Raw genomic sequence first — 20,243 nt, forward strand, 5'->3', positions numbered from 1 at the left:
GAGTAATGGCTTTTTGCTAATTTGTTACCGTAACACTCAGTTACAGGGCGTCTCGCGCACCAAAAAAACCCAAAAATTCCCATATGGCCCAAAACCGGTGCACATGTTTGACCTTTAGTAGGTTCGTGCTTCCAACACCGGGCTAAAACTGGCACCATCGCGACCTTTTTTACGCGACACCTGTCTGGCCGAACGGCAAAACACAGGGTCGGTTGTTGTCGGCGCGACAGTCAGCTGTAGCGATGCGACACACGACCACTCTTCTGCCTTTTGCGTCTGTGGGGCGGCTGGTTGCCTTGGCGACCCTATGCTAGCTTGGCCATCGCCAGGAAGGCCCCCCAATAGCAGGATCGCACCCGAACACAATGAGGACCGCACATGGCTTTGGCCACGCCCGCGCTTGAAATCCGCAACTTGCATAAACGCTACGGCGAGCTTGAGGTACTCAAAGGTATCTCGCTGACCGCACGCGACGGCGACGTGATCTCGATCCTGGGCTCTTCCGGTTCCGGCAAGTCCACTCTGCTGCGTTGTATCAACCTGTTGGAAAATCCGCACGATGGCCAGATTCTGGTCGCCGGAGAAGAACTCAAGCTCAAGAAAGCCAAAAATGGCGAACTGGTTGCCGCCGATGGCAAACAGATCAACCGCATGCGCAGTGAACTGGGTTTTGTGTTTCAAAACTTTAACCTGTGGCCGCACATGACCATCCTCGACAACGTCATCGAGGCACCGCGGCGCGTGCTGGGTCAGAGCAAGGCCGAGGCCATCGAAGTGGCCGAAGCGTTACTGGCCAAGGTCGGTATCGCTGAAAAGCGTCATGCCTACCCCTCTGAATTGTCTGGCGGCCAGCAACAACGCGCCGCCATCGCTCGCACCCTGGCCATGCAACCTAAAGTCATCCTGTTTGATGAACCCACATCAGCGCTTGACCCGGAAATGGTCCAGGAAGTACTTAGTGTGATCCGCGCGCTCGCCGAAGAAGGTCGCACTATGCTACTGGTCACCCACGAAATGGGCTTTGCCCGTCAGGTGTCCACTGAAGTCGTGTTTTTGCACCAAGGCCTGATCGAAGAGCAAGGATCGCCTGAACAGGTGTTTGATAACCCGGTTTCAGCGCGCTGCAAACAATTCATGTCCAGCAATCGCTAACGGAGCAATACGAATGCAGAACTATAAAAAACTTCTCCTGGCTGCTGCCGCCTCCTTGGTGTTCAGCGCTAATGCCCTGGCTGTTGATAAGTACAAAGTCGGTATTGAGGGCGCTTACCCTCCGTTCAATAACAAGAACGCCAGTGGTGAAGTCGTCGGTTTCGACCCGGACATCGCTATGGCCCTGTGCGCGAAGATGAAAGCCGAGTGCGAGATCGTCACCTCCGATTGGGACGGCATCATCCCGGCGCTTAACGCCAAAAAGTACGATTTCATCGTGTCGTCGCTGTCGATCACTGACGAGCGTAAGCAAGCCGTCGATTTCACCGACCCGTACTACTCCAACAAACAGCAGTTCATTGCGCCGAAAAAAGTCGATTTCAAAACCGACATTGCGTCGCTCAAGGGCAAGGCCTTGGGCACCCAGCGCTCAACTCAGGCCGCCACCTGGCTGGATGACAACTTGGGCACAGACGCGACCATCTCGTTGTATGACACCCAAGAAAACGCCTACCTCGACCTGACCTCGGGCCGTGTCGATGCGTTGCTGGCGGACAAGTACGCCAACTACGACTGGCTCAAAAGCCCGGCTGGCCAGGCTTACGAGTTCAAGGGTGAACCGGTCAATGAAGACGACAAAGTCGGCATCGCGCTACGCAAAGGCGATGACCAACTGCGCGCCAAGCTGAACCTGGCCCTCAAGCAAATCGTTGAAGACGGCACGTACAAGAAGATCAACGACAAGTATTTCCCGTTCAGCATCTACTGACCTGCCTGACCGGTGCGCCAACGGGCGCGCCGGTCCCTAGCAAAGCCTGCCTACCCAATGACTATCGATCTCTACGGATTCGGCCCGGCGCTTGCCGCTGGCGCGCTGATGACCGTCAAACTGGCACTCAGTGCGCTGTGCCTGGGCCTGGTGCTCGGATTGCTCGGTGCACTGGCTAAAACGTCGCCTTACAAGCCATTCAAATGGCTCGGCGGCGCTTATTCAACGTTGGTTCGCGGCGTGCCGGAACTGCTCTGGGTGTTGCTGATTTACTTCGGTAGCGTCAATGCGGTGCGTGCCCTCGGCGAACTGATCGGCATGCCCGACCTTACCCTCAGCGCCTTCGCGGCTGGGGTTCTCGCGTTGGGCCTGTGTTTTGGCGCGTATGCGACCGAAGTGTTTCGTGGCGCCATTTTGGCCATTCCTAAAGGCCACCGCGAAGCGGGCATGGCATTGGGTCTGTCCAAGCCGCGGATTTTCACCAAGCTGGTGCTGCCACAAATGTGGCGTATCGCCCTGCCCGGCCTGGGCAATCTGTTCATGATTTTGATGAAAGACACCGCGCTGGTCTCCGTGATCGGCCTGGAAGAAATCATGCGCCAAGCGCAAAACGCGGTGACCTTCACCAAACAACCCTTCACCTTCTATATGGTGGCTGCCGTGATGTACCTGGGCCTGACCATTTTGGCCATGGGCACTATGTACGTGCTTGAAAAACGCGCCGCACGCGGCTTCGCGAGGAGAACGTAATGGTGTGGGAGCTTTTCCTCAAGTGGCTGCCCAAGCTGATCCAGGGTGCAACCCTGACGCTGGAACTGACCGCCCTTTCGGTCATCGCCGGTTTAATTGTGGCCATTCCGCTGGGCATCGCCCGCTCATCCAAGCTGTGGTACGTGCGCTCGCTGCCTTACGGGTACATTTTTTTCTTTCGCGGCACACCGCTGCTGATTCAGCTTTTTTTGGTTTATTACGGCCTGGGGCAATTTGAGGCAGTACGCGAAAGCGTCTTGTGGCCCTACCTGCGCAGTCCGTTCTGGTGTGCCGTGCTGACCATGACCCTGCACACAGCCGCTTATATCGCAGAAATTTTGCGCGGCGCCATTCAGGCCATTCCACCGGGTGAAATCGAAGCCGCACGCGCCTTGGGCATGTCGCGCTTCAAAACCCTGGTGCACATCATGCTGCCGCGTGCTGCGCGCATCGGCCTGCCGGCGTACAGCAACGAAGTGATCCTGATGCTCAAGGCCAGCTCGCTGGCGAGTACCGTGACCTTGCTGGAACTGACCGGCATGACCCGCACCATCATTGCCCGCAACTACCAGACGGTGGATATGTTCCTGATCGCCGGGGTGATCTACCTGGTCATGTCGTTTGTTTTGATTCAGGGTTTCAAGCTGCTGGAGCGCTGGTTGCGCGTCGATGCCTGCCAAGGTCGTTGACCCTCAGGGCGAGCCTTTGCTCGCCCGCTTTGAGGCGCTGGACACGTTCTTGCGTGACCACCAGCACCTGTGGCGCCCACGGCCCTTCACCCAACTGAAGATGCCGTGGGAAGCCCAACACCCCGAACTCTCTGCGTGGTTGCGCCAGCGTTCGTTGCAAGACGCTGAAGACAGCCACAATCAGCCGCACTCGTTAGATGCACCTGCGCCGTTTCCAGCACTGGCGGCCACCTCCTTTGCCCTCTGCGCCATTGACCGTTTGCCCGTGCACGCCTTGCCGCCAGCCGCTGCGCGCTTGCAGGTGGATGTACCCGGTCGCAAATGGCAGCAAATCGAAGCATTCGCCCAGAGCCTGAACTTTAAACAGGCGCCTGCTCACTGGCTGGACTGGTGCGCAGGCAAAGGGCACTTGGGGCGACGCCTGCTGAGTGCCGAGCAGCAACTGACCTGCCTGGAATACGACCCGACGCTGATCGACGCAGGCCAGACGCTGAGCCAGCGTCATCAGTTAAACGCCCGCCATGTGCAGCAAGACGTGCTCGCCGCTGATGCCTCGTTGCAACTGCAACCCGGCATGACCCCGGTGGCGTTGCATGCATGTGGTGACTTGCATGTGCGCTTGCTGCAACTGGCCAGCGCAGCAGGCTGTGCACAACTGGCGATCTCGCCGTGCTGCTACAACCGAATCGGTACCGCGCAGTATCAGCCGTTATCCACAGCAGCCAAAGCGTCGCCCTTGCAGTTGTCGCTGGAAGACCTGAGCCTGCCGATGAGCGAAACCGTGACCGCCGGCAGCCGCGTAAGGCGCCAGCGCGATGAGTCCATGGCGCGCCGCTTGGGGTTTGATGGGCTGCAACGGCAGTTGCGTCAGCGTGATGACTACTTATCCACACCCTCGTTGCCCAGCTCATGGCTGAACAAGCCGTTTGCGCAATATTGCGAGGACCTGGCGGCGCTGAAAAACTTATCCACAACCGGCCACGAAGAGTGGGCAGCGCTTGAGGCGACGGGTTGGGAGCGGCTGGCTCAAGTACGCAATCTGGAGCTGGTACGCGGGCTGTTTCGTCGCCCGCTGGAGCTGTGGCTGGTGCTGGATCGGGCGTTGTATCTGCGCGAGCACGGCTATGACGTGCAGGTGGGCGAGTTTTGCGACAGCCACCTCACGCCACGCAATCTGATGGTGATTGCGCAGCGCACACAGCCTCTGTAGGAGCGAGCTTGTCTCGCGATTTTTTAAAAATATAAAAGATCGCGAGACAAGCTCGCTCCTACAGGGAGGGTAGTCAGTGCCTACGACCCGCGGTACGTCGAGAACCCATAAGGGCTGAGCAGCAACGGGATGTGGTAATGCTGGTCGGGGTTCTTCACTTCAAATATCACCGGGATTTCCGGGAAGAAGGTCTCGTGACCGGTTTTCTTGAAGTACTCGCCGGTTTTAAACACGACCCGATACTCACCGGCTTCAAACGCTCGCTTGGCCGGGAACAACTCGCCAATGCGACCTTGCTCGTTGGTGACGCCCTGCGCCAGCGGCTGCCAGTTCTGGCCGACGTGTTTTTCCAGGGTCACGTTGACGCCCGGTGACGGCAAGCCGTTTTCCAGATTCAGTACGTGCACGCTCAACGGGTTGCCCGCTGCCAGCGCGACACTCGAAATAGCACTCAGGCTCAAAGCTGCCAGGGTGGTTCGTAACATAGTCATCAGTCATCCTCTGGGGTTAATTGCGTTGTGTGGCCAAGCCAATTTGTTGGGCCGCGCTAATGGCGCAGCCTTCGTCCTGTTCGGCGCCGCCCGCCCCGGCCACGCCGATGGCGCCCACCAATTCACCGTCAGCAAACAACGGCACGCCGCCGCCTAACAGCAACAGTTCTGCAATGGAATTGAGGTTGGAGGCTTCGGGGTTGTTGCGGGCGCGCTCGGCAAACTGCCGGGTCGGGGTTTTGGTCGAGAGTGCGGTGTAGGCCTTGCGCTGGCTGGCCAGCAGGTTGTGCGGCCCCACACCTTCCGGGCGCATCGCAACCAAAACGTTAGCGCCGCGATCCAGCACGCTCAGCGCGCCGGTGCAGTGCTTGAGCGTGGCGTCGGCCAATTGGCGGGCGGTGGCCAGGTCCAGATCGGCATGGCGCGGTAGCTGGGGCGCTGCCTGAGCGGCGCCGACAACGCCAACCGCAGTCCATAACAGCAAGGTTTTCAGCATCATGGGCAAGCTCCTGTTCGAAGGACGCCACCTTAACCAGCCACCGCCGTCAGAACCCCGTCAGTTGGATTACAAGTTTGTAATAGGCAACACCACAGAAGGCGCCTAGCCTGTGACCACGATTGATCGAGGTGTGCGATGCGTTTGTTAGTGGTTGAAGATGAAGCCAAGACGGCTGACTTCCTGGCCAAAGGCCTGAAAGAGTCAGGCTTTGCAGTGGATGTGGCACTGAACGGGCTGGACGGGCGCTACTTCATTGAGCAGCAGGCGTACGACCTGATCATCCTGGATGTGATGCTCCCCGGTCTCAATGGCTGGCAACTGTTGCAACTGATTCGCCAGCGCGGCGCCACCCCGGTGCTGTTTTTGACCGCCAAAGACGCTATCGAAGATCGCGTGCGCGGCCTTGAGCTGGGCGCTGACGATTACTTGCTCAAGCCCTTTGCGTTTGCCGAACTGCTGGCTCGCGTGCGCACCTTGCTGCGCCGCGGCCCGATGCGCGAGGCCGAGTCGTACAGCATTGCCGACCTTGAGATCGACGTGCTGCGCCGCCGTGTCAGCCGAGGTGGTCAGCGCATCAGCCTGACCAACAAGGAGTTCGCGTTGCTGCACTTGCTGGCCAGCCGCCAGGGCGAAGTGTTGTCGCGCACCTTGATCGCCTCCCAGGTGTGGAACCTCAATTTCGACAGCGACACCAACATGGTCGAAGTCGCCGTGCGCCGCCTGCGCGCCAAGGTCGACGACCCGTTCATGCCTAAACTTATCCACACCGTGCGCGGCGTCGGCTATCAGTTGGAAGCACCCGATGAGTAAATCCATCGCCTGGCGCCTGGCCCTGGCAATTGCCCTGACCTGTGCACTGGTGCTGAGCGCTGTCGGCGTATTTCTGTACCGCTCGCTGGCCTCGGAGCTGACCTTTCGTGACGACATGGCGCTGCTTGGGCGCCTTGAGCAAGTGCGGGCCCTGCTGCACGACAGCGACAGCCTCGAAGCCCTGCAAGAGCGCCCGCGGCTGTATCAAAACATGCTGGGCAATCTCGACAGCGTGTTGCTGGTCAAGCGCGGCGATGGCAGCCCGGTGATCACGATCAACCCGCGTCAGCTTGCCTTGCCCGCCCTCGAGCCTCTTGCTCAAGAACGATTACCCAAGCGTGCCGATGTTCAGACGGTGGACCACATCGCCCTGCTGACCGGCACCGCTCAAGGGCCTGCGGGAGAACGCCTGAGCGTGACCGTGGGCAAATGGCTTGAAGAGCGAGAGCAGATGCTCGCCAGCTACCGTCTGCGCTTGTACATGGCCGTCGGGTTTGGCGCCGTGCTCGCGTTTGGCCTGGGCCTGTTGCTGTTGCGGTGCGGCCTCAAACCGCTGCGTGCACTGGCGCAGGCCATGCGTGGCATTAACCCGCGCAGCCTTGATCAACGCATGCCCGTCGACCACGTGCCCACGGAACTGAAAGAGCCGGTACAGGCACTCAATGCCATGCTTGCGCGCCTTGAGGACAACTTTGCGCGGCTGTCACAGTTCTCGGCCGACCTGGCCCATGAAATCCGCACCCCACTGCATAACTTGCTGGGCAGCAACAGCCTGGCGCTGAACCAACCGCGCAGCCCGGCGGAGTATCAGGAAGTGCTGGCGTCCAACATTGAAGAATATGAACGCCTGAATCGCATGGCCGAGAACCTGATGTTCCTGGCCCGCGCCGAGCACGGGCAACGGCCGTTGCACCTGCAAAGCGTGAACCTGCGCGAAGTGGGGGACGAGCTGTGCGATTACTTCGACGCCTTGGCGGAAGACCGTCAAGTGCGCTTGGGCAACTCGCTCAACGGGACGCTGACGGCTGATCTGCATCTGTTGCAGCGGGCCTTGAGCAACCTGTTGGCCAATGCCGTGCGGCATGCCGAACCGGACTCGATCGTCAGGCTGTTGCAACGTGATGACGCCGATTATTGCTGGATCGGCGTGCACAACATCGGCCCCGCCATCGAGCCCCAGCACCTGAGCAAAGTGTTCGACCGTTTTTACCGAGTCGACCCTTCACGCGCAGAGCCAGGGGATTCAGGCGGGCTGGGATTGGCGATTGTGTGGTCGATCATGCAGCTGCATGGCGGCGAAGTGCGTGTGCAAAGCGATCATCGCGTAACGCTGTTTGAGCTGGGTTTTCCTCGGCACATTGCCCTGTAGCCGCTGCCGAAGAATGAGGCTGCGATGGAGTGCGAAGCGCTCCTAACGGCGGTCCTGCGGCCCGCATCGCAGCCTCGTACCTCGTCAGCGGCTACAGGGATTCGAGGTGTTTTATGCGCGCCAGCAGCGCTTGGCGTTCTGCGCGCTCTTGGGTGATGTCGTCGATCACGCTGATCAAATGCTCGGGGCTGTCGTCTTGTGAGTTGCGCTGCAACGAGGTGCGCACGTGGGCCCAGATGTAGCGCCCGTCTTTGCACAGCAGGCGTTTTTCGAGGTCGTAGTTGCTGATGTCCCCGTCAAGCAATCGCTGGAGCTGCTCCAGGTTGGTTTGCAGGTCGTCGGGGTGGGTGATGTCCTGGAAGGTCAGCGCCCGCAGCTCTTGCTCGCTGTACCCGAGCAACTGGCACAGGCTGTCGTTGACGCGCCGCCAACTGCCGTCCAGGTCGACGTAGGCGATGGCGCCACACGCGAGTTCGAACAACGCACGAAACGCTTCTTCGCTTTTTCGCAGCGATTGTTCGGCAGTCTTGCGGGCGGTGTTGTCCATGCTGATGCCGATCATTTTTACCGGACGCCCGGCGCTGTCGTTCAGTGGCATGGCCCGCGATGAGATCCAGCGCATCTCGCCATCCGGGCGAAAAATGCGGAAGTCATATTCGTAAGGCGTGTTGTTGGCGAAGCATTCGCGGTACAGCTCGTTCATGACCACTTCGTCTTCGGGCAATACGTGCGGCCAGAAGTCTGCGTTGCTGTTGACCTGCCAGCCGTACACCCGCTCAACGTTGGCCGAATAGAACACTTCGTCGGTGATGAGGTTCCATTCCCACGTCACGATCCCGGCGTTTTCTTGGGCCAGGGTCATGCGGGCTTCGCTTTCCATGATGTCGGCGATGTATTTGCGCCGCACATCGGTCATCGGCAGTTCTACCGATGCCGCGCCCTGAAGGTCTTGCACTGCCTGTTCGCCATAGCGCAGCCACACCCAGTTGACCTTGAACAGGTCAGCCAGTTTGCGCAGGTTGCTGTAGTCGATTTCGCCACCACGGGTCCATTTGTGCACCGCCGTGCGGGAGATGCCCAAGGCTGTCCCGACCGCTTGCAGGGTCATTTTGTGGTGTTCGAGCAGCTCCTTCAGGCGAAAGGCAAAGCTATCTTCAGTCATGACGTTTCCGTGATCATGGGAGGCGCAGGGCGGTCGCGATTATACACACACGCCTGCGGCCCTCGGTCCGATCACGGAGTCCGGCTTACAAATCCAGAACCAGACGCTCGCCACGGGCACGTGACACGCAAATCATCATGGTCTGCTGGGACGCTTTTTCTTCGTCGCTCAGGTATTGGTCGTTGTGCTCGGCTTCGCCCTCAAGGATGCGCGTTTCACAGGTGCCGCACACGCCTTCGCGACACAGGCATTCAACGTCGACCTTGGCCTTTTCGATGGCTTTGAGGATGCTCATGCCTTCTTCGACACGCAGCTCCTGACCCGATTTAGCCAGCACCAGGGTGAAGGCGCCGCCGGTGATCGGTGCAGCCGCGAACTGTTCCCAATGCACGCGCTCATCGGCCAAGCCCAACTGTTTGCCGGTCGCGATGACGGCATCGATCAACGGCTTGGGGCCACACACATAGACGTGCGCGTCACTGTCGAGGGCGCCCATCAACTCGGCCAGATTGAGCGATTGACCCAGGCTGTCGGCGTAGGTGCGCGTGCGGTCGGCATGCGAGCCTGCGCTGAGTTCGTCGTGAAACGCGCCGTGTTCCGGGCTGCGGAAAGCGTAGTGCAGCTGGTAATCGGCGCCGGTGTCACGCAGTTCGTGCAGTTGCGACAGAAACGGCGTGATGCCGATTCCGCCCGCGATCAGCACGTGTTTGCTCGCCTTCGGGTCGATGGCGAACAGGTTGTTGGGGGTCGAAATCATCAGCTCGGTGCCGACCTCGACTTGCTGGTGCATAAAGGCCGAGCCGCCTTTGGATTGCTCTTCAAGGCGCACGCCAATCTGGTAGCTGGCGGTCTGGCGCGGATCGCTCATCAACGAATAGGCGTTGCTGTGCTGACGGCCGTCGAGGTCTTTCATCTGCACGATGATGTGACTGCCACCGGTAAAGTCCGGCAGCGCTTTGCCGTCCTGACGTACCAGGGTGAAACGTTTGATCAGCGGCGTCACCTGCTCAACACCGATGACACGGGCGGCAAGCATTTGGTATGAGTTGGCCATCGCAAAACCTCTACTGCGGTAAAGGGCGGCACGCGCGTGCCGCCTGATTCAAAACCCGGTGCTGACGGCTCAGACCGCCAGGCACAGGTATTTCAGTTGCAGGTAATCTTCGATCCCGTACTTGGAGCCTTCGCGCCCCAGACCGGATTGTTTGACCCCGCCAAACGGCGCCACTTCGTTGGAAATCAGCCCGGTGTTGACGCCGACCATGCCGTATTCCAGCTTCTCGGCGATCTGCCAGACGTGACCGATGTCGCGGCTGTAGAAATACGCGGCCAGGCCGTACAGCGTGTCGTTGGCCAAAGCCACGACTTCGGCGTCGGAGTGGAAGCGCACCAGCGGTGCAACCGGGCCAAAGATTTCTTCGTCCAGCAGCAACATGCCTTTCTGGATGTCGCCCAGCACAGTCGGCTCGAAGAATTGCTCGCCCAGTGCATGCACCTGCCCGCCCAGCAGCAAGGTCGCGCCTTTGCTGACCGCGTCGTCGATCAGGAAGCGGACTTTTTCCACCGCCTTGACAGTAATCAGCGGGCCGATTTGGGTGTCGGCGGCCTCACCGTGCCCGACCTTCAGCTCGGCCACTTTGGCGGCGAACTGGCTGGCGAACTGGTCATAAACCGCGTCGTGCACATAGAAGCGGTTAACGCAGACGCAAGTCTGGCCTGCGTTGCGGTATTTGGCAGCAATGGCGCCTTCGACGGCGGCATCAATGTCGGCATCGGCAAACACGATAAACGGCGCGTTGCCGCCCAGTTCCAGCGAGACTTTTTTGATGCTTTCGGCGCACTGGCTCATCAGCAAGCGGCCGACCGGGGTCGAGCCGGTGAAGCTGAATTTGCGCACCAGCGGGTGGCCGGTGAGCTGCGCGCCAATCGCGGGCGCATCGCCGGTGACAATGTTCAACACGCCTGCCGGTATGCCTGCGCGCTGTGCCAGTTCAGCCAGCGCCAGCGCCGAAAACGGCGTTTCGTTGGCGGGCTTGACCACGATGGTGCACCCGGCGGCCAGCGCAGGCGCGACTTTGCGGGTGATCATCGCCGCCGGGAAATTCCACGGCGTGACGGCGGCGCAAACGCCGATGCCTTGCTTGACCACCAGCAGGCGTTTGTCGGTGGACGGCGAAGGGATCACGTCGCCATAAATGCGTTTGCCCTCTTCGGCGAACCACTCGATAAACGAAGCGGCGTAGCGAATCTCGCCAACGGCTTCGTGCAGTGGCTTGCCCTGTTCCAGCGTCATGATCTGGGCCAGGTCGTCTTCGTGTTGCAGCATCAGTTCAAACCAGCGGCGCAGGATCTGCGCGCGGTCTTTGGCGGTGCGTTCACGCCATGCAGGCAATGCCGCGTCCGCCGCTTCAATGGCACGAATCGCTTCTGCGCCGCCCATCAGCGGCACATTGCCCAGCAATTGGCCTTGGGCCGGGTTGGTCACGTCGACTGTTTCGCGATTGTCGGCATCCGACCAAACGCCATTGATGAACGCGTGTTGGCGAAACAATTGGGGGTCTTTGAGCTGCACGCAGGACACTCCTCTTAATAGGGCTAAGCCGCCGCAGCCAGGCCGCGGCGGCATCGGGATCAGTCGTCCAGGTGGGCCACGGCGATCAGGTTGTGGAAGTGCGCGATGCCGTGTTCGCTCATGCCGCTGCGTTGACGGTCAGCCATGATTCGGCCCTGGCCGCGATAGCCGCGCGATTGCAGGCCGCGCTGCACGCTTTCGACCAGACGCAGGTCTTCTGGGCGGAACACGTCGCGGTACCACTCGATCAGCGATTGCTGCTCGGGGGTGATCTCTTTGTTGAGGAAGTAGATGTCGTAGTGCTGCATGGTCACGCCAGCGCTGACCGGGAACTCGTAGATCACGGTCATGAAGTTGCCACCGGGTGGCGCGTTGAACATGGTGCACGGCCAGGCCCAGAAGCCGCTGAAGGACGGATCTTTGATCGATTCGTCGAACTTGAAGGATTTCTCCGACGACTTGGCGTGACCAAACTGCAACGACCAATTGCCGTGCAGGGTGTGCCAGTACTCGTCCACGCTGACCGAATCGGCAAAGCCCGGGTGAGCCGGGGCGCAGTGGTAGCACTCCAGGTAGTTATCAACAATGGACTTCCAGTTGGCCGGTGTGTCGCTGACAAAACGCGCCGCCAGGTGCAGGTCATCGACCACTGGGCAGGCTTCACGCAGACGTGCTTGAAGGCCCGGCAGTTGGTCTTCAACGGTGCCGGCTTCGTTGTTCATGTTGATGTAGATAAAGCCCGCGTATTCTTCAACGCGCAGCGAGACCAAGCTGGAGTTTTCTTTGTCGAAGTTGACCACGTTGTCGCAGTTGCGCGCGTGTGCCAGTTCGCCGTCGAGCTTGAAGGTCCAGGCGTGGTACGGGCAGGTGATCACGTTTTTGGCTTTGCCGCTGCCGCTCAGCAACTGGTGGCCACGGTGCGGGCACACGTTGTAGAACGCACGCAGCACGTTGTCACGACCGCGTACGACGATGATGCTTTCGCCGATCACTTCGCGGGTGATGTAGTCGTTGCTGTTGGCCACTTCGCTGCGGTGGCCGACACAGATCCAGGTGTTGGCGAAGATCTTTTCCTTCTCCTGATCGAACACGTTCTGGCTGGTGTAGTAGGACGCCGGAATGGTGTGAGCTTCGTCAGCGTTGGTGCAGAAGTCAGCAGGCAATTTCACGATTGTGTTCATCTTGTCTCTCTCAAGCTATTAAGAGGGCTGTGCATGACGCCCTGTTTCAGGCTGTTTTTATGTAACCAATGACTAACAAGAAACCAATGGTTAACAGTACACGCAAAAAAAATCGCTCAGGTCCCGGCACCGTGGTGCCGGAGCCTGCGCGTGGTTCGCTCAAAAGCCATCAACTCAGGCTGCGGGTACCGCCTTGGTTTTGGGCTTGATCGCTGACGCTGGCGTCGCGGTTTCAAACGAGGCGACGTAATCCAGGTTCTCGCCACGGGCCACGGCCTCTTCCTCGATCAGGTACGCGGGCATCGAGCCGTAGTCCTTGAACATCCAGGTGAGGAAGCCATATATCTTGGTCAGCAGAATCACCAGGAACGGAATGGCGGTCAGTACCACTGCGGTTTTCATGGTCGACAACGAGACCTTGGCAAACAGCATGGCCAGTGGCACCAGGGTCAAGGCGATGCACCAGAACAGACGGTGCGTGGGCGACGGGTCTTGGCCTTCCTGCATATTGCGGGTGCTGGTGGCCGCCACGGCGTAGGCCGCTGCGTCCATGTGCGAGGCACAGAACACCGCCATGATGAATAGGTAAACGCCGAGGAAGATCTGACCGAACGGCAAAGCATTGAGCAGCATCTCTACCGCTGTTTCACCGCCCTGTTCCGTCAGGATGCGCGGCACGTCGATAGCCCCAGTGATGAACTGATGCATGCTGTAGCTTTCCAGCGTGCCGAAGAAGAACCAGCAACCAAAGCTGCCGCCCATCAACATCGCGGCGACCACCTCTTTCATCTTGCGGCCCTTGGAAACACGGGTCACAAACATCGCAACACCCGGCGCGTAGGACACCCACCACAACCAGTAGAAAACCGTCCAGTTGCGGGTGAAGGCACCATCACCTTGCGGGTCGGTAAACAGGCTCATGTGCACGTAGTTCTGCATCATCAGGCCGACAGAGTTGGCGGTGTTGTTGATGATGAACTGCGTTGGACCAACGACCAGCACGACCGCTGCGAACACCAGCGCGCCAATACACACCATCTTCGACAGACGCTGCATGCCACTGGCAATACCGATGTAGGAACTGAGCGAGAACACAACTGCTACTACGCCAATCACAAGCAATTGCGTGGTGAAGGTGTCCGGCATGCCAGTGAGTGCCGACAGACCACGGGTTAACGTGGAGGCGGTGAGCACCAGCGATACGGTCAAGGCGCCGAACATGGTCAACAGGAACACCAGATCGACGATACGGCCGACGGGGCCTTGCGCTTTGAAGCCGGTCACCGCCTCGACGATCGAAGACAGGCTGAGGCCGCTCTTCTTACGCACGTGGAAGTGATAAGCCATCGCCAACGACGACAAGGCATACAGCGACCAGGCACTGATACCCCAATGGAAGAACGAGTAGCTGACGCTGTAATCCAACGCTTCACGCGAACCTGCGGCGATGTTCAGACCCGGCGTCTGGTAGTAATACGCCCACTCCATCACACCCCAGTAAAGGGTCGACGACCCCATACCCGCGCAGATGAACATGAACACCCACGTGACGGTAGGGTATTCAGCTTTGCCGTTGCCCAAACGAATGTTGCCGTACTTGCTGAACGCGATGTACAGCACCACCAGGGCGCAGCAGAACACAAACACTTGCACCGAAGTGCCAAACGTACGAGAAGCCAATTCAAACAGCATATTGGCGGTGATCTCGGCTTGTTGCGGGTAAACGGCAAGGCCTACAACGGTGACCAGTACAGCAATCAGGCTAGTCGATATCAAAAAGACATCTTTTTTATTGTTATTGGACATTTAAGTCTCCAGAGAGAGAGTTTTTTCTCTTACTGCATGGCTCTACGTCAGCATTTACAGCTGTTAAGGACTCCTTTCACATCGTTGAACCCGAACTGTTAACTACTGGTTTACGCATATCTTACGGTTAACAATATGCTATGAAATGTAAGGCTTTGCAACTGGATTTGTTGTTATTTCCTACGCATTAAATAGCGGATTTCACACGCCAAATAGCCCGCGAAAGTCCCCGTTTTCAGAGGGTTTCGCAGGCGGGTGAAGCGTCTATTTCGCGGCGTTTATTCGCGCCGTGCGATCAACTCACGCCAAGGCAGCAGCGATGGCTTCACCGACTTGTTGGGTCGATGCCTTGCCACCCAGATCCGGTGTTTTCGGACCACTGGCAATCACGTCCTCGATGGCGCGCAGAATGCCATCGTGAGCGGCTTGATAGCGCTCATCACCTTTGCCCAAAAATTCCAGCATCAGCGCGCCCGACCAGATCATCGCAATCGGGTTGGCAATATTTTGCCCGTAAATGTCCGGTGCCGAGCCGTGGACCGGCTCGAACAGCGACGGGAAATTACGCTCAGGGTTAAGGTTGGCCGACGGCGCGATGCCGATAGTGCCTGCACACGCCGGGCCCAGGTCCGACAGAATGTCGCCAAACAAGTTAGACGCCACCACCACGTCAAAGCGGTTGGGTTGCAACACGAAACGCGCGCACAGAATATCGATGTGCTGCTTGTCCCACGTCACTTGTGGATAGTTCGCCGCCATGGCTTCGGTGCGTTCGTCCCAGTACGGCATGCTGATGGAAATACCGTTGGACTTGGTGGCCGAGGTCACGTGCTTGCGCGGACGTTCTTTGGCCACTTCGAAAGCGTACTTGAGAATGCGGTCCACACCGCGTCGGGTGAATACCGACTCTTGCAGGACAAATTCGTTTTCGGTGCCTTCAAACATGCGCCCGCCCACCGAGGAGTATTCGCCTTCGGTGTTTTCGCGGATCACCACAAAATCGATATCACCCGGCTCACGGCCTGCCAGCGGGCACGGCACACCTGGGAACAGACGCACAGGACGGATATTCACGTACTGATCGAAATCGCGACGGAACTTGAGCAGCGATCCCCACAGCGAAATGTGATCCGGCACTTTGTCGGGCCAGCCCACAGCACCGAAATAGATCGCGTCAAATCCCTTGAGCGTCTCAAACCAGTCGTCCGGCATCATCTGGCCGTGGCGCTCGTAGTAATCGCAACTGGCCCACTCGATGATTTCAATCGACAGATCGAGGTTCCACTTTTTGGCCGCTGCTTCCACAACGCGCAGGCCTTCTGGCAGTACTTCGTTACCAATACCGTCACCGGCGATGGCGGCAATTTTGAATGTCTTGCTCATGGGGGCGAACTCTTGAAGAAGGAAAGTGAGCCCATGGTATAAAGCGACCAAAGAAAGATAATCAGGCGAACTGATGATGGATAAGACACGGTTTGTGAATAATCTGCCTAACCTCGAAGACCTGCGCGTCTTCGTCATCGTGGCCCGGCGTTCAAGCTTTGCCGCGGCGGCCAGCGAACTGGGCGCATCACCTGCCTACGTCAGCAAACGCATTCAACTGCTGGAACAAAACATCGGCGTACGTCTGCTGCACCGCACCACCCGCCGCGTGGCCGTGACCGACGACGGCGAGCGGGTCTATCGCTGGGCGCTGCATATATTCGATGCCGTTGAGCAGATGAGCGACGAAGTCTCGGCGTTGCACCAAGAACCACGTGGGCAATTACAAATCATCAGCAGTTTCGGCCTGGGGCGTCGCCATGTCGGCCCGGCGCTCTCAGAACTGTCGCAGCGCTACCCCGCGCTGGACATCCGCTTCGACATGTTCGACCGGCTGGTGGACCTGATCGAAGAAGGCTTCGACCTCGACATCCGGATTGGCGACAACATCGCCCCCAACCTCATCGCCAAACTGCTGGCCAACAACGCCCGCGTCCTGTGCGCCAGCCCCGACTACCTGCAACGCCACGGAGAACCGCGCACCTTGGCCGAACTCGCGGGCCATGAATGCCTGGTCATCAAAGAACGCGACCACCCGTTCGGCCTGTGGCGCCTGCAAGGGCCGGAAGGCGAAGAAAGCGTCAAAGTCACCGGCGCCCTCTCGGCCAACCACGGCGAAGTCGTCCACCAATGGGCGATTAATGGGCGAGGCATCCTGCTGCGCTCCTACTGGGACGTGCGCGACAGCCTGGAAAGCGGCAAATTGGTGCACATCCTCCAGGACTACCGACAGCAGGCAAACATCTGGGCCGTGTACACCGCCCCGCTGGCCAACTCCGCCAAAATCCGCGTCACCGTCGAGTATTTACGCCAGTACTTCAGCGACCGCCATCCGCCTACACCCCAGCGTTAGCGCGGATCGTGAAAATAGTCTGTTATCAGGGGTTTACAAGCTAGAACATCCGGGTATACTCGTCGCCCATAACGCCGGTATAGCTCAGTTGGTAGAGCAACTGACTTGTAATCAGTAGGTCCCGAGTTCGACTCTTGGTGCCGGCACCATACAAGGTTCCAGAGAAGGCTTTCAAAATCTCTGGAACCCCCGAAAAACCCGCCTTATGGCGGGTTTTTTCGTTTTGGCGTTCCATCGGTTTCCGTCAGAAACTGGTGGATTCCAACCGTTTTAAGGGTAGAGTTTGGGATACAGGTCACTTCGATAAAAGGGAGTACCCTTATGTCGCGCACCACAGCTCCGCTCTCCGACGCAGCTTGCCGCTTGGCAAAACCTACAGACCGCGCCTACAAGCTTTTCGACGGCGATGGCCTCTACCTCCTAGTCCAACCCAATGGCCGCAAAGGCTGGCGGCTCCGTTACGTCAAACCTGACGGACGCGAAGGACTAACCTCGTTCGGCAACTACCCCGTCATTGGCCTCGCTGATGCGCGCCGCAAGCGCTTGGAAGTCAAGCGAATGCTGGCGGATGGCGTTGATCCTATAGAGACCAAGCACCAAGCCAAGGCGGAAGCCGTAATCAAAGGCAGAACCTTTGAAAGCGTTGCGCTCAACTGGCATGCGGAAATGTCGGCCAAGTGGGCACCAGGCCATTCCAAGACAGTGATGAACCGCCTCAAAACCCACGTATTCCCGCTAATCGGCGCACGCGCCATTGTTGATCTCGACACCCATGACCTTATGCAGCCCTTGGAAGCGATCAAGAAGCGCGGAACGATCGACGTTGCTTTAAGGGTACAAAACTACCTGCAGAGCATTATGCGCGAGGCAAAACGCCTCCGGCTTATCACCACAAACCCTGCTTACGACCTCGAAGGCTTGATCAAAGCCCCGCGGGTGGTACATCGCCCCGCTCTACCCTTATCGCGACTGCCGGAACTACAGGAGCGGATCGACACCTATAAAGGCCGCGCACTTACCCGTCTGACGGTGATGCTATCGCTGCATGTGTTTGTACGATCCAGCGAACTGCGTTTCGCCCGCTGGAGCGAGTTCGACCTCAAGCGCGGCACCTGGGAGATACCGGACACTCGACCCGCGTTGGAGGGAGTACCCTTTTCCACAAGGGGTACGAAGATGGCAGGGGATATCCATTTAGTACCCTTATCGCCGCAAGCAGTGGCGCTACTCGAAAAAATCCATGCACTCACAGGCAAATTCGCATTGGTCTTCGCAGGGGATGCCAAACCCTGGAAGCCCATGTCCGAAAATACCGTGAACAACGCGCTTCGGACGATGGGATACGACACCAAAACCGATATCTGCGGGCATGGATTTCGTTCGATGGCCTGCAGCGCACTGATCGAGTCAGGATTGTGGTCGGAGACAGCCATTGAACGGCAGATGAGCCACAAGGAGCGCAACAACGTCCGCGCCGCTTACATCCACAAGGCCGAGTTCATCGAGGAGCGCAGGCTGATCATGAACTGGTGGAGTCGGTACCTGGAGGCCAACCGGCAGGAGCATGTCACTCCACACGAATTCGCGAATCAGATTGGAGTCAATGTCTCCCAACTAAAAGTAAAGCGTGATTTGAAAAACTGAGCGCTTGACCAGTGTCTCGTCAGTCGATTGAAAAATCCCCCACCCAACAATTACACCCTGCCCGGTTGACACCACCGTGGGAAATACTACGTACTTACACTAAGTCCTAGCTGTACGACTACATCAGGCTTTGCTAATCTGTGTATAGCATCTGGGCTAAAGGGTAATTTAGTCAAAAAGTTTAATAGATTTTCACATCATAACGAACAGTTGCTTAATCCATGACAAGACCGATCAAAAAAAAGCAAAAGGGAACGCCTAATACTTGGGCTGAAGTTACGTCGCGTGTGATCGCTGCCTTGGGAGACGCACGCTGGGATTACCGGACCGCACAGGGTGTTTCAACTCAAACAGGTTTCCCGAAGGAGACAGTCATAAAGGTACTTAGCTCTGACAATCGAGTTAGAGAATCCCTGATTCCACGGTCACCAAAAGGCAAGCTCTACACCTTAAAATCCAGAAAAAGCACATTAGGCGACATTTGGTCAACATTTAGAGAGATGAGCAGGGAAAAGTATTCTGACGTTAAGGAAGAAGATGAACGTTGAGCTTATAGGTTATGGAATAGCGGGAGGAATAATCCCTGAGTTTATTGCACTTTATAAGCTCAGACAAATCAAGAAGTCACGCCGCCCCGAATGGATTACGTCAGTTTTTTACTGGGTCTCAACCATTCTCATGATAGGTGCGGGCGGTGGAATCGTGTGGTTTTATATGGAGGTAATCCAGGCTCAAATGAGCGCATTGGTTGCCATACATCTTGGAGCAACTGCCCCCGTGATTCTCCAAGCGGCTAGTCAAGGGAAGATCAAAGCAAACTAGGCTTTCGCTAGACTCACTACAAATCTATTAAAATCAATGACCTGCAATAGAATACTAAGGTTGTGGAAACGCTGTCTGCACGCGATGAAATTGAAGCCTCTCTTCTATCCAAGGAGAAAACCCCACATCGGTATCAAGCCCTACCATCTTTATGGTATTTATTAAATCTTCAACCGATATAAAAAATAAGCGACTTCGATGTTCTCTATCCGAAGAGAAATATAAACCTTGCAGACCGGACTGATAACCAACTGCCAGAGAAAAAATGTAACTATGTACTATTTGATGACATACAAAAACTAAATCCCGAGTGATCGCCTTTGGATGCTCCATATCAAAGTTTACTTGGAGTATCGGCCCGACAACTTCCCCACTTCCAATCAGCCCTCTTTCAAACTCGAGAAGTTTAAGTGAAGACGCCATTATTTTCGGCGACGACTTTTTCGACTCGAGCATTTTCCTTATCCAATAAAAAGCTGTCATTATGTTTCTTTCAGTCTGAAAGAACGTGATATCACTCCATCTGAGCTGGTAGGTTTTTTTCTCTAGAAACTTAGCAACACCAGTTAACTCCGCCCTCCATTTTGCAGAATCCTTAATCATACAAACACCCTAAGCTTCTTAGCGGGAAAAAATAGGCATACTACGATTTTATCTATGAATAAGTAAGCATAATGCTTTTCCCGCTTAGAGTTCACCTCTCTTACTAGGTCGACCCTGGATCTCGGCCGCTACAACCCTGCGGGTCCATCCTAGCAGGGCTGCAAAGCCGCCCTGCTAGGATGGACCTCACTTAAAAAATCTAAAGCCAACGCAACTGTCTGTGGAAAACCACAGATTTCCACCGGTGGATAATTTCATCCACAGCCGCAGAACTCCCGAAAATTGGAGTCTTGACCCGAATTATCCACAGGCGTAGAAA

The 20,243-nt window shown here is 57.4% G+C and carries 19 protein-coding genes and 1 tRNA gene; 11 read left to right on the forward strand and 9 right to left on the reverse strand.

Going from position 1 to position 20,243, the window contains the following annotated elements:
* Positions 1 to 378: 378 nt before the first annotated feature.
* Genes RHM56_RS21850 through RHM56_RS21870 form a run of 5 tightly spaced genes read left to right on the forward strand, consistent with a single transcriptional unit; the run spans position 379 to position 4,570 of the window.
* Positions 379 to 1,152 (forward strand): ABC transporter ATP-binding protein, encoded by a 774-nt coding sequence (locus RHM56_RS21850; protein ID WP_019411768.1) that lies wholly within the window; start codon positions 379 to 381, stop codon positions 1,150 to 1,152.
* Positions 1,153 to 1,165: 13 nt separating this feature from the next.
* Positions 1,166 to 1,921: an ABC transporter substrate-binding protein gene (locus tag RHM56_RS21855; protein ID WP_322236012.1), complete on the forward strand. Its 756-nt coding sequence runs from the start codon at positions 1,166 to 1,168 to the stop codon at positions 1,919 to 1,921.
* Positions 1,922 to 1,978: 57 nt separating this feature from the next.
* Positions 1,979 to 2,671: an ABC transporter permease gene (locus RHM56_RS21860; protein ID WP_322236014.1), complete on the forward strand. Its 693-nt coding sequence runs from the start codon at positions 1,979 to 1,981 to the stop codon at positions 2,669 to 2,671.
* Positions 2,671 to 3,360, forward strand: coding sequence for an ABC transporter permease (locus tag RHM56_RS21865; protein WP_322236016.1), 690 nt, complete (start codon positions 2,671 to 2,673; stop codon positions 3,358 to 3,360). Before RHM56_RS21860 ends, RHM56_RS21865 begins: the two co-directional genes overlap by 1 nt.
* Positions 3,341 to 4,570 carry a methyltransferase gene (locus RHM56_RS21870; RefSeq protein ID WP_322236019.1) on the forward strand — a complete coding sequence of 410 codons (1,230 nt, stop codon included), beginning with the start codon at positions 3,341 to 3,343 and terminating at the stop codon, positions 4,568 to 4,570. The genes RHM56_RS21865 and RHM56_RS21870 overlap by 20 nt, the downstream gene beginning before the upstream one ends.
* A gap of 80 nt (positions 4,571 to 4,650) precedes the next feature.
* Here the strand turns inward: RHM56_RS21870 and uraH are convergent, their stop codons facing one another.
* The gene (uraH, locus tag RHM56_RS21875; protein ID WP_322236021.1) at positions 4,651 to 5,061 is read right to left on the reverse strand and encodes a hydroxyisourate hydrolase; all 411 of its coding nucleotides are present in this window, start codon (positions 5,059 to 5,061) and stop codon (positions 4,651 to 4,653) included.
* Positions 5,062 to 5,077: 16 nt separating this feature from the next.
* A complete protein-coding gene (locus RHM56_RS21880) occupies positions 5,078 to 5,560 on the reverse strand; it encodes a heme-binding protein (RefSeq protein WP_322236023.1) in 483 nt (160 codons plus the stop codon).
* Between the two features lie 135 nt (positions 5,561 to 5,695).
* Between RHM56_RS21880 and RHM56_RS21885 the strand changes: the two genes are divergently transcribed.
* Complete coding sequence (locus tag RHM56_RS21885) at positions 5,696 to 6,370, forward strand: heavy metal response regulator transcription factor (protein ID WP_322236025.1); 675 nt, start codon at positions 5,696 to 5,698, stop codon at positions 6,368 to 6,370.
* Positions 6,363 to 7,739, forward strand: a complete 1,377-nt coding sequence (locus RHM56_RS21890; protein WP_322236027.1) for a heavy metal sensor histidine kinase — start codon at positions 6,363 to 6,365, stop codon at positions 7,737 to 7,739. The genes RHM56_RS21885 and RHM56_RS21890 overlap by 8 nt, the downstream gene beginning before the upstream one ends.
* 91 nt (positions 7,740 to 7,830) lie before the next feature.
* On the opposite strand, the gene RHM56_RS21895 is transcribed toward RHM56_RS21890, so the two are convergent.
* The 6 genes from RHM56_RS21895 to RHM56_RS21920 all read right to left on the reverse strand — a co-directional run bounded on the left by RHM56_RS21895 (position 7,831) and on the right by RHM56_RS21920 (position 15,843).
* Positions 7,831 to 8,901 carry a PAS domain-containing protein gene (locus RHM56_RS21895; RefSeq protein ID WP_322236029.1) on the reverse strand — a complete coding sequence of 357 codons (1,071 nt, stop codon included), beginning with the start codon at positions 8,899 to 8,901 and terminating at the stop codon, positions 7,831 to 7,833.
* Between the two features lie 85 nt (positions 8,902 to 8,986).
* Positions 8,987 to 9,955, reverse strand: a complete 969-nt coding sequence (locus RHM56_RS21900; RefSeq protein WP_322236031.1) for a PDR/VanB family oxidoreductase — start codon at positions 9,953 to 9,955, stop codon at positions 8,987 to 8,989.
* Positions 9,956 to 10,024: 69 nt separating this feature from the next.
* The gene (locus tag RHM56_RS21905) at positions 10,025 to 11,473 is read right to left on the reverse strand and encodes an NAD-dependent succinate-semialdehyde dehydrogenase (RefSeq protein ID WP_322236033.1); all 1,449 of its coding nucleotides are present in this window, start codon (positions 11,471 to 11,473) and stop codon (positions 10,025 to 10,027) included.
* Positions 11,474 to 11,532: 59 nt separating this feature from the next.
* A complete protein-coding gene (locus RHM56_RS21910) occupies positions 11,533 to 12,654 on the reverse strand; it encodes a ring-hydroxylating oxygenase subunit alpha (protein WP_322236035.1) in 1,122 nt (373 codons plus the stop codon).
* Positions 12,655 to 12,828: 174 nt separating this feature from the next.
* Positions 12,829 to 14,460, reverse strand: coding sequence for a BCCT family transporter (locus RHM56_RS21915; protein ID WP_322236037.1), 1,632 nt, complete (start codon positions 14,458 to 14,460; stop codon positions 12,829 to 12,831).
* Between the two features lie 300 nt (positions 14,461 to 14,760).
* Entirely contained in the window at positions 14,761 to 15,843 is a 1,083-nt protein-coding gene (locus tag RHM56_RS21920) for a tartrate dehydrogenase (protein WP_322236039.1), read from the reverse strand.
* A 76-nt stretch (positions 15,844 to 15,919) separates the two neighbouring features.
* Here RHM56_RS21920 and RHM56_RS21925 point away from each other — a divergent pair, with 76 nt between their 5' ends.
* From RHM56_RS21925 to RHM56_RS21940, 4 genes are all read left to right on the forward strand, one after another.
* Positions 15,920 to 16,855 (forward strand): LysR substrate-binding domain-containing protein, encoded by a 936-nt coding sequence (locus tag RHM56_RS21925; protein ID WP_322241836.1) that lies wholly within the window; start codon positions 15,920 to 15,922, stop codon positions 16,853 to 16,855.
* A 73-nt stretch (positions 16,856 to 16,928) separates the two neighbouring features.
* Positions 16,929 to 17,004, forward strand: a tRNA-Thr gene (locus RHM56_RS21930).
* Positions 17,005 to 17,176: 172 nt separating this feature from the next.
* Entirely contained in the window at positions 17,177 to 18,499 is a 1,323-nt protein-coding gene (locus RHM56_RS21935) for a tyrosine-type recombinase/integrase (protein ID WP_322236041.1), read from the forward strand.
* A gap of 537 nt (positions 18,500 to 19,036) precedes the next feature.
* Complete coding sequence (locus tag RHM56_RS21940) at positions 19,037 to 19,321, forward strand: hypothetical protein (RefSeq protein ID WP_322236043.1); 285 nt, start codon at positions 19,037 to 19,039, stop codon at positions 19,319 to 19,321.
* Positions 19,322 to 19,375: 54 nt separating this feature from the next.
* Here the strand turns inward: RHM56_RS21940 and RHM56_RS21945 are convergent, their stop codons facing one another.
* Positions 19,376 to 19,924 (reverse strand): hypothetical protein, encoded by a 549-nt coding sequence (locus RHM56_RS21945; RefSeq protein ID WP_322236046.1) that lies wholly within the window; start codon positions 19,922 to 19,924, stop codon positions 19,376 to 19,378.
* Positions 19,925 to 20,243 lie beyond the last annotated feature (319 nt).

This window comes from Pseudomonas sp. CCC3.1 (genome assembly GCF_034347405.1).
Lineage (GTDB): Bacteria > Pseudomonadota > Gammaproteobacteria > Pseudomonadales > Pseudomonadaceae > Aquipseudomonas.

Bases quoted from the DNA above. Each gene is read 5' to 3' on its own strand.
- RHM56_RS21850 (WP_019411768.1), top strand. From the start codon at position 379: ATGGCTTTGGCCACGCCCGCGCTTGAAATCCGCAACTTGCATAAACGC.
- RHM56_RS21855 (WP_322236012.1), top strand. From the start codon at position 1,166: ATGCAGAACTATAAAAAACTTCTCCTGGCTGCTGCCGCCTCCTTGGTG.
- RHM56_RS21860 (WP_322236014.1), top strand. From the start codon at position 1,979: ATGACTATCGATCTCTACGGATTCGGCCCGGCGCTTGCCGCTGGCGCG.
- RHM56_RS21865 (WP_322236016.1), top strand. From the start codon at position 2,671: ATGGTGTGGGAGCTTTTCCTCAAGTGGCTGCCCAAGCTGATCCAGGGT.
- RHM56_RS21870 (WP_322236019.1), top strand. From the start codon at position 3,341: ATGCCTGCCAAGGTCGTTGACCCTCAGGGCGAGCCTTTGCTCGCCCGC.
- uraH (WP_322236021.1), bottom strand. From the start codon at position 5,061: ATGACTATGTTACGAACCACCCTGGCAGCTTTGAGCCTGAGTGCTATT.
- RHM56_RS21880 (WP_322236023.1), bottom strand. From the start codon at position 5,560: ATGATGCTGAAAACCTTGCTGTTATGGACTGCGGTTGGCGTTGTCGGC.
- RHM56_RS21885 (WP_322236025.1), top strand. From the start codon at position 5,696: ATGCGTTTGTTAGTGGTTGAAGATGAAGCCAAGACGGCTGACTTCCTG.
- RHM56_RS21890 (WP_322236027.1), top strand. From the start codon at position 6,363: ATGAGTAAATCCATCGCCTGGCGCCTGGCCCTGGCAATTGCCCTGACC.
- RHM56_RS21895 (WP_322236029.1), bottom strand. From the start codon at position 8,901: ATGACTGAAGATAGCTTTGCCTTTCGCCTGAAGGAGCTGCTCGAACAC.
- RHM56_RS21900 (WP_322236031.1), bottom strand. From the start codon at position 9,955: ATGGCCAACTCATACCAAATGCTTGCCGCCCGTGTCATCGGTGTTGAG.
- RHM56_RS21910 (WP_322236035.1), bottom strand. From the start codon at position 12,654: ATGAACACAATCGTGAAATTGCCTGCTGACTTCTGCACCAACGCTGAC.
- RHM56_RS21915 (WP_322236037.1), bottom strand. From the start codon at position 14,460: ATGTCCAATAACAATAAAAAAGATGTCTTTTTGATATCGACTAGCCTG.
- RHM56_RS21920 (WP_322236039.1), bottom strand. From the start codon at position 15,843: ATGAGCAAGACATTCAAAATTGCCGCCATCGCCGGTGACGGTATTGGT.
- RHM56_RS21925 (WP_322241836.1), top strand. From the start codon at position 15,920: ATGGATAAGACACGGTTTGTGAATAATCTGCCTAACCTCGAAGACCTG.
- RHM56_RS21935 (WP_322236041.1), top strand. From the start codon at position 17,177: ATGTCGCGCACCACAGCTCCGCTCTCCGACGCAGCTTGCCGCTTGGCA.
- RHM56_RS21940 (WP_322236043.1), top strand. From the start codon at position 19,037: ATGAACGTTGAGCTTATAGGTTATGGAATAGCGGGAGGAATAATCCCT.
- RHM56_RS21945 (WP_322236046.1), bottom strand. From the start codon at position 19,924: ATGATTAAGGATTCTGCAAAATGGAGGGCGGAGTTAACTGGTGTTGCT.